This window comes from Oleiphilus sp. HI0043 (assembly GCF_001634935.1).
The window spans coordinates 20,240-28,225 of sequence record NZ_LWEY01001821.1 but is presented as its reverse complement, the minus strand read 5'-3'; the positions used below and the strand labels follow the sequence as shown (position 1 = coordinate 28,225).

The following is a 7,986-nucleotide window of genomic DNA, read 5'->3' as shown; positions in this document are numbered from 1 at the left end:
AACCTGGTAATTGAAATTTATCTCGCCAGGAATACAAGGTGGATAGGTTTATGTTTTCCTGGGCTGAAAACGTTCTTAATGATAACCCACTTTCAAGCCACTTCTTAACAATGGCTTCTTTAAACTCTTTTGAATAATGCTTCACTCATATTCTCTTACCGCCTCCTATTCAATTATTAAAAATTAACAGAGGCGACAACTATCCTGACACAGGGGGATAGTCATCATCTCCACTCTGCGAGTGCACTTCAGCGTACCGACTTCGTGCGCTTTGTAGAGCGAGGCTTATTGTCCGGTGGGATGATTGGGCTGTTTTTTTAGTCCCCTTTACTTATATCGAGGAGTTTAGCTTCAATGCATGGCTAGTGATCGCGATCTTTAGCATGTTCTTTGGTGCGTGGTTTGGCGGTGTTGGTGGGCTCAATACTGAACACTACAAGATCCAGAAGTTTCACGAACAAATTATTGAAGGTCAGCACTTGATCTTAGTGGATGTTAACACGAAGGATGAACAACGCATAAAGTGCATTATGGAAATAAGGCACCCCGAGGCGGTACTTCAAGGTTCTAGCTCGACTATTACTAATCCGTTTTCCAAGGATGATGCTGAACACATCAGCGCAAAGTCTTAGGGCTGCGCATTAAGGTGATAAAAGCTTAGATTATCGCCTTAATGCATTATTTGCAGTTCACAAAGTGTTCATGTCGAAATCTGTCAAAGCAAAAATTTCAAGGACTTCATAGGTATTCTTGTCGAGCTTTGCCAAACCAAAGCCTGATTTCCCAATTATGCGGATATAGAAGTATTTGCCTGTATCAAACTCTTGATCCTTATAAATCTTCTTAAGGTAGACTTCTTCAAGAGCTGCTTGCTTGATGCGTTCTTTTTGCTCGCCTAGCTCATGATAATAATCCATGTTCTGTAGATAATCTGTATCCCCTTCACCGGTAAATGCATGAACAGTGATCGCTATTCTAACTTCGGTTGTACCGGTTAAAACGTGGAACTTTGGTGCTGAAGCCAAGCTAGTATCGATAATATTAGGGTCAACAGCTGTCATATCGTAATTCGATGCGGTTTGGATCTCAAATGAGTTATTGACAAGTAATGCTGATAAAGGCCTTTCCTTGTAGATGGTCTGAAACCCATATACAAGCGCTGCTATTTGGAATAATGCAATCACTGACAGGTCAAACTTTAGACTCTTCTTACCTTTTTTATATACGACAAAAGTAAGTAGTGGCCCTAGTATCACGTCTACAGCAAACAGGATTAGAATGATTTCTGATATACCCTGTATTTTGAAGTAGAAGTCAGGATAAATTTGGAATCTGATAAAAAAGTAAACTATCGATACGATAGCGAGACTAATAAGAAAGTGGATTAGAAATGCGATGGGTTTTGTCATAGTCGTCAGTTAAGTTAGTGTTTAAACTAAGCTTAGAAGCGACTTGGATATTTTCAAAGAAATAAAGAACGGAATTAAAAAAAAGCCGCATTTAAGTGCGGCTTTTTAGAAACTACAAAGGTATTGTTATTTCATTTTTTTACGTGTGGCAACTAGTCCTGCCAAACCTAATGCAAACAAAGCAATGGTGCCAGGTTCTGAAACTGCAGTAACTTTAACGTCGTCAAAAATATTACCTGTTGTATCTCTTCCGCCATCTAAGGATGTGAATGTTAAGGTAGAAAGCGAGCTAGTAGCTGTGAATTGATAAGTATACTGATTCCAGTTACCCCATGATTGGTTATAAACAGAATCTGAAAGGTCACCAACACTGACTGAGAAAGCTTCATCAGAGTTAGCTTGGCGGCGGCGACCAGCAAAACTTAACTCGTAGGCCTGACCTGCTGTCGTCGCGAAGTCTTGGAAGATAGAGAACTGACCATTAGCGTCTCCAGGGTGCGCATTAAGTTCTAATACTCTAATTCCATCATCGGCAGGTACGATAAAATTGTTAGACCATATTTCAACATTCTGGCTGGCGTCCCAATTTGGAATGCTAGAATAAATCTGCCACGTAGCTGCGCTTCCATACCCGCCAAGTGCTGCTTCGTTACCAATATCTTCGAAGCTGCCATTTTCTATAAGATTAGCTTGAGCACTCATAGATACAGCAGTAGTTAAACAGATTGAACCGAACAACTTTGTTAAATTTTTCATAATACAGCCTAATTTAATGAATAATAACTATAGGAAAGCAATAGATGCGCCAGAAGTTTATCTTTTTGTTTTTATTGATGTTTTCTAGTATTGATTGATCGATGTGTAAAATAAGCTGACGTAAATTTAGCCAGCTTCAAGATTTTGTGAACTAGTGAATCTAATGACTTCGTCTTACAAACCGCATTGGTAATACGGATATTATAATGTTAAATACCTTGGCAATGGTCGGTGTATTTATAAGAAACAATTTGATTGCGACCTACAGCGCTATTGATGTCGAAGAGATTATCTTCAAAAAGCTCATTACCCCAATCACAAAGCGTTTCAAGCGAAACCTTGTCATCCTTTACGATCGAAGAATGAAGCTTAAGCGTTAAACCGAGCTGACCATTCCACTTCATGACGCAGCTTGATATCGGATAGTTCTTTGTTCCTGGTGCACAGCAAAACCAGCGTTCTTTTTGTAATGCTGAAACCGCTTCTGCCTGTTTGCTCGGTAAGGCAGAGGTATCTTCATCTAACCAGTTCCCCATTGCGGAGAAATTGCCAGCGTAAAAGGATTTATTGCTGAGGTAGCGATATAAAAATCTAATCATAAAGCCAGGTAGATATTTAGCTATCTTGGCTTGTTGCCAGTGCAGCCAATGCTCGCGTGACTTTAGCCGCTCGCGAATTCTGTCGTTTAACTGGGTAGGTGAAATATCCGCTTCGAGAGGGATATAAAATCCACTGGAGAAATTTGCATAGTCTGAGTCGGTTCCAAAATTAGCTGCCCCCCTTAAATTAACGGGATAAAACCACGAATAGCTTTGATTGCAGTTTTTTGAATCTGCAAGTAAATGCTTGGCAGCCGAGCGGTTTAGCGCCCATAGTATAAAGGTTGTTAAAGGGATATCGAGAGATTTTGCTCGTTGTTCGATAGCTGCGGTTTCATAACGATCAAAAAATAGAGTGTCTACCGAATTTTGGCTTACTTGATTATCCGCTTTCCAAAAACGCCATTTGACCCTTTTAGGGTAAGGTTGAACTTTTGCTTTGATCGCTTTCAATTCTTGAGTGTCAGGTTCACCGGTTTCTCTACACTTAGGGATCTTCACACTGGTGAAACCGAGATCGTTCAGCATGTGCTTCATTATGCTCATGCCGTCACCATTGGCGTGCTGGAAGATATCTACTTTTAGCGCTTCTTCTTGCTCTGAGGTGTGAGGCGTATATCGCCCCCAATATATGTCATCACTTACGCCTAGCTTGCGCCTTTGTTCAAACCATAAGGCAACATGATCTTTCGGGTGACGTTGAAATATACTCATGATGCCTGATCCGTCTTGAGAACGTTAAGGGTATTTTTCGCATCAAGCCAACCTGCTTCCCAGCTTGAAGTTAATACCTCATCATTATATGGGCTCTGTGATTTCTTCTTCGCTCGACTGCCCTGCTCAAAACCGCGTTGATAGGCGTCTTCAACGCTCTCGGAGTCGAGCGCATTATTCGTTACCTGTTTGCTAGCGGTGCTTAGGCTCTTGATATATTGATCCAGTAATAGGTAGCTTGCGGGCACTAAAAGCAAGCTGATCAGTGTTGCAAAAATAACCCCAAAGGCCAGCGATACGGCCATGGGTATTAAAAACTTAGCCTGAATGCTGGTTTCCAGGATCAAAGGTGTTAAGCCTGCAAACGTTGTAATTGACGTTAAGAGTATTGGCCTGAAGCGTTTCTTGCCAGCTTCGCATACTGCACTAAAGATATTCACGCCCTTCTTGCGCAGCTCATTAATACAGTCCATCAAGACCAGGTTGTCATTGACGACAATACCGCTGACCGCCACCATACCTATGAATGACCAAAGCGTTAATTCCAGATTTAATAACATATGACCGAAAAGTGAGCCTAGAATTCCAAAAGGGATTGCAAACAAAACCAATAAGGGCTGACTGTAAGACGAGAATAAAACCGCCATCATCAAATACATTACGAAGATAGCGATTAGATAACCGTTAAACAGAATATCTAAAAACGCCACAATACTTTTTTGTTTACCTGCGGTTCCCCACTTCATATCTGGATATTGCGCGACTAGCGTGTCGAGGTAGTGTTCTTTAAGGTCCTTTTGAATATTGTAAACCGAGTTATGTTCTGTATTGACGTATGCGCTCACGGTCACCACTCGCTTGCGCTCATAGCGGCGAATATTATTCGGTGCCTGTCGGAAGTGAATATCAGCAATTATTGACAAGTCTATATAGCTGCCATCTGCTATCAAAATTGGCAGGTGCTCCAGGTACCACATCGAAGCTCGTTCTTCTTCAGGCAAGCCTAGCCAGACATCGACTTCATCATCTTGCGTTTGGATCGTTTGCACCACTTCACCCTGATACGCCCTATTGACTTGCCTGATAACCTGCTCAAGCGTTAGTCCAAGTGAAATAGCGTTATCCTTTAAGGTGATCTGCGCCTGTTTTTTCTTTTCATTAAGGGAGTCTGCCAAGTCATAAGTTCCGCTGTAATGACTCAGTTTATCCTTTAACTGTTTCGCAGCAGTTTCAAGCTGTAAGCGATCATAACCGGAAAGCTCAATATTGATATCAGGCTTTGAGGGGCTTAGGCTAGAACTAAAACTAAGCTTGCTTGCTCCATCAATACGGCCAATCAACTCGCGCCAACGGTTTAAGACTTCCTGACCGCTACGCTCTCTCGTTTTTGAGTCAGACAGTTCTAGCGTTACTTGGGCGGTATGATCAAGGTTTTGTTTGTTTTCCTGATTCGATATCTTAAGCGTTGGGCCGATAACCGAATAAACGTGCAAGATTACAGGTTCACTAATACTGGGCGAAGAAGACTCGTTTAGCTCAATACGCAAATCTTCCGCTGCCTTCAACATTTTATTCACTGCAGCTTCAGTTTTTTTGCGTGAAGCGCCCTCCGGAAAAGCAACTGAGGCATTAACAACCTCTGCATCAATCGCGACGCCCAACGCCACTCTCATCCAACCAGTCGATAGTAAGACCATAAAGATGATAAACATTAAGCTAAAACTAACGATAACCAGTTCTTTATGTTTTAGAGCCATCACTAATAAAGGTTGATATAAACCTTGGTTTAATTTATCGAGGTGTTGGCTGAATTGCTTTTGTATTTTACTTAACAGACTGTCTTTCTTTTCGTCGCTTGATGTTGATGCCTTACGGGATAAGTGCGCAGGTAGAATAAAGATCGATTCCAAGAGCGAAAACACTAGAATACAAATAACTATAATAGGTATCGCCTGCATTAACTGACCCTCGGGGCCTGGTAAGAACAGTAAAGGCAAAAAGGCTACAATGGTTGTAGTGACTGCAAAAAGTATCGGTTTATATACGTCATAGACACCAGCAAGCGCGCCTTCACTACCATATTTTCCTGCCTGATTCTGGCTATGAATTGACTCCCCAACGATCACTGCGTCATCGACCACAATGCCCAGCACTAGTATGAAAGCAAACAGTGACACAATATTGATGGATACATCCAGTGAGGGCATTAATAACAGACTGCCAAAAAACGAAAATGGTATTCCCAGGCTGACCCAAAATGAGAGACGTAAATTAAGAAACAGAACCAAGAGCGCAAAGAGTAGCAAGAGGCCGCTGAATGCATTTTCCAGCAATAAATCAATGCGGCTTTTAAAGTTTTTTGCTTCGTCCTGCCAAACGTATAAGTGCATGTTGTCAGGCAGTTGCTTTTGCTTTATATAGCCTTTAATTGCCTCGGCAATGGTAACAATACTCTGATTGCCAACACGATAGACATCGAGAGAAACCGCTGCACGGTGGTCAAAGGATGCCTGACTTTGCGGGCTATTTCGGTTGTCGATGATGCTCGCAATATCGCCTAGTCTTACCTCGGCACCGTCAGCATTCGAGGCAATAATGATATTTCGATAACCCTCTGCATCACTTTTTTTAGCATCACTGGTGATTAGTACGTCACCGTCATGGGTTTTTAATACGCCACCTGGTAACTGATTTGATTGTTGCCTAATTAGACGACTGATCTCTTCGAAGCTAACTTGATATTGCTCTAAGTTATGTGCCGGGATATAGACTTGTATTTCAGAGTCTTTAACGTCTTCTAGGTCGATGATGCTGATGTTATCGTTTTCGAGGATTTCACTGCGTATGCTTCGCGCCATCTTGCTCATGCTAGCGTAGTCCGCGGTGCCACTGAGAATTAATTTACTAACGCGATTACGTACAATCAATTCCTTGACGGTTGGCTCTTCTGCCTCGTCTGGTAAGGCATCATAGTTTTCGAGACGGCTTTTAACTGTATCTAGTATATCTTTCGTGAGGTAGCCGTCTGCTACGTCAAGAGTCATTGAGCAAAAACCCTCATGCGCAATAGCGCTAAGCTCAAGTGTGCCCTCAATATCATAAATCTGGTTTTCGATTGGCTTGCAGATGCTAGATTCTATGGTTTCAACTGACGCACCAGGCAGGCTCGTATCTATCCCAATACGTTCAAGGGACACATTTGGGATCAGCTCTTTGCGAATATCGGGCAGGCTGATATAACCCAAGGCAAACACGGTAAACATAAGCAAGTTGGCGGCAACCGGATTATGTGCAAACCATGCGATCGCACCTTTCATTGAATTGTACTCGCTACAGGGTGCTCAATAAGCGCGAGATCATTGGCTAGGTAAGGCTCAACTTTCATACCTTCTGCCATTAAATGAAATGAACCGGTAACGATACGTTCGTTTGCATTTAATCCCGCCTTTACGAAGGATAGCTCTTTGCCACGATACACTAGTTCGATATTTTTTCTGTGTAAGCGCATATCGTTATCAATCGTCCAAACAGTGTTGTTGGCAGGTTCAGCACTACGAGGAATTAGCTTTAAATTATTGATTACTTGCCCTTCGATCCTTGCTTCAACAAAGGAGCCTGGTAGTAAGCTCTTGCTAGATTTGTTTGAAGCGTTATTGCTTGAAACTTGCGCAATAACATAAAGAAGCTGATTTCTATCGCGCTCCCCTTCAATTCGGTCGATAAGTCCTTGCCATTGTTTTGTCGGGTTTTGATAGCTGTTCAAGCTAGCAATAGGTTTACTTGTTTTGCCCAAGTAGCCTTTATGATTTAGACCGAGAATTTCAATTTGCTGGTCATTTAACGGGAGTCGGACTTCAACTTCGTCAGTCCCATAGATTGTTGCAACATTTGAGGTAGCCAGTATGTACTCGCCTTCAGTAATACTCAGTTTAATGACTTTGCCATCTATTGGTGCTCTGATTACAGTCTTCTTGAGTTGTTGTTTTGCATAAGCTAAGGCGGCTTCCGCGGCCGAAACTTGACTGCTGGCATGGCGCACCTGTGGTATATGACGCGCATAGTCAGTTGCGTTTCGTTTTAGGCCTTTTTGTGCGACAGCCGCCTTTGCTTTAACTCTGACTAATTCAAGTTTAGTTCGGTCAAGTTCAGCTTGTTTTTGTGCGATATCGAGTACAAAAGGCTGTTGTTCAAGTTCAATGAGAATGTCGCCCTGCTTGACCCTTGCGCCTATACTAAGCTCTTTGCTGACACGTTTGACCAGGCCGGGTACCTGATTGGTAATCTGACGAACTTCTGAGGCAGATACTCTACCGCGACTATAGATTGGAATCGCTTGGCTGCTTTCGATTACCTCTGTGTAAGGAACTCTTGGCGCCAGGTTCTGTTGAGTACTTTGCTCAGGCTCGGGTGCGTTATCGTAGAGCCAAGAAATCAGGCCAAGCGCGACGATAAGCGCGAGGAAGACGGAACGATATTTTTTTAGATACTGCATCATAACTTACTGCTAA

General features: G+C 42.4%; 7 protein-coding genes. 1 reads left to right on the top strand and 6 read right to left on the bottom strand.

Annotated features, from left to right (window positions below):
• A partial coding sequence (locus A3729_RS34740) for a transposase (protein WP_156498189.1) occupies nt 1-145 on the bottom strand: 145 nt, incomplete at its 3' end.
• Between the two features lie 220 nt (nt 146-365).
• Here A3729_RS34740 and A3729_RS28110 point away from each other — a divergent pair.
• Nucleotides 366-632, top strand: a complete 267-nt coding sequence (locus tag A3729_RS28110) for a hypothetical protein (protein WP_068633325.1) — start codon at nt 366-368, stop codon at nt 630-632.
• 57 nt (nt 633-689) lie between these two features.
• Here A3729_RS28110 and A3729_RS28105 read toward each other — a convergent pair whose 3' ends face one another.
• The 5 genes from A3729_RS28105 to A3729_RS28085 form a co-directional block, all read right to left on the bottom strand.
• Nucleotides 690-1,409, bottom strand: coding sequence for a hypothetical protein (locus A3729_RS28105; protein ID WP_068510718.1), 720 nt, complete (start codon nt 1,407-1,409; stop codon nt 690-692).
• Nucleotides 1,410-1,535: 126 nt separating this feature from the next.
• Nucleotides 1,536-2,165, bottom strand: a complete 630-nt coding sequence (locus tag A3729_RS28100; protein ID WP_068510716.1) for a DUF642 domain-containing protein — start codon at nt 2,163-2,165, stop codon at nt 1,536-1,538.
• Between the two features lie 209 nt (nt 2,166-2,374).
• Nucleotides 2,375-3,478, bottom strand: coding sequence for a hypothetical protein (locus A3729_RS28095; protein ID WP_068510715.1), 1,104 nt, complete (start codon nt 3,476-3,478; stop codon nt 2,375-2,377).
• On the bottom strand, nt 3,475-6,795 hold the full coding sequence (locus A3729_RS28090; RefSeq protein WP_068510713.1) for an efflux RND transporter permease subunit: 3,321 nt from the start codon (nt 6,793-6,795) through the stop codon (nt 3,475-3,477). The genes A3729_RS28095 and A3729_RS28090 overlap by 4 nt, the downstream gene beginning before the upstream one ends.
• Nucleotides 6,792-7,973, bottom strand: a complete 1,182-nt coding sequence (locus A3729_RS28085) for an efflux RND transporter periplasmic adaptor subunit (protein WP_068553539.1) — start codon at nt 7,971-7,973, stop codon at nt 6,792-6,794. The genes A3729_RS28090 and A3729_RS28085 overlap by 4 nt, the downstream gene beginning before the upstream one ends.
• Nucleotides 7,974-7,986 lie beyond the last annotated feature (13 nt).

Excerpts from the sequence above, each read along its gene's own strand:
- A3729_RS28105 (WP_068510718.1), bottom strand. The coding sequence starts at position 1,409 with ATGACAAAACCCATCGCATTTCTAATCCACTTTCTTATTAGTCTCGCT.
- A3729_RS28100 (WP_068510716.1), bottom strand. The coding sequence starts at position 2,165 with ATGAAAAATTTAACAAAGTTGTTCGGTTCAATCTGTTTAACTACTGCT.
- A3729_RS28095 (WP_068510715.1), bottom strand. The coding sequence starts at position 3,478 with ATGAGTATATTTCAACGTCACCCGAAAGATCATGTTGCCTTATGGTTT.
- A3729_RS28090 (WP_068510713.1), bottom strand. The coding sequence starts at position 6,795 with ATGAAAGGTGCGATCGCATGGTTTGCACATAATCCGGTTGCCGCCAAC.
- A3729_RS28085 (WP_068553539.1), bottom strand. The coding sequence starts at position 7,973 with ATGATGCAGTATCTAAAAAAATATCGTTCCGTCTTCCTCGCGCTTATC.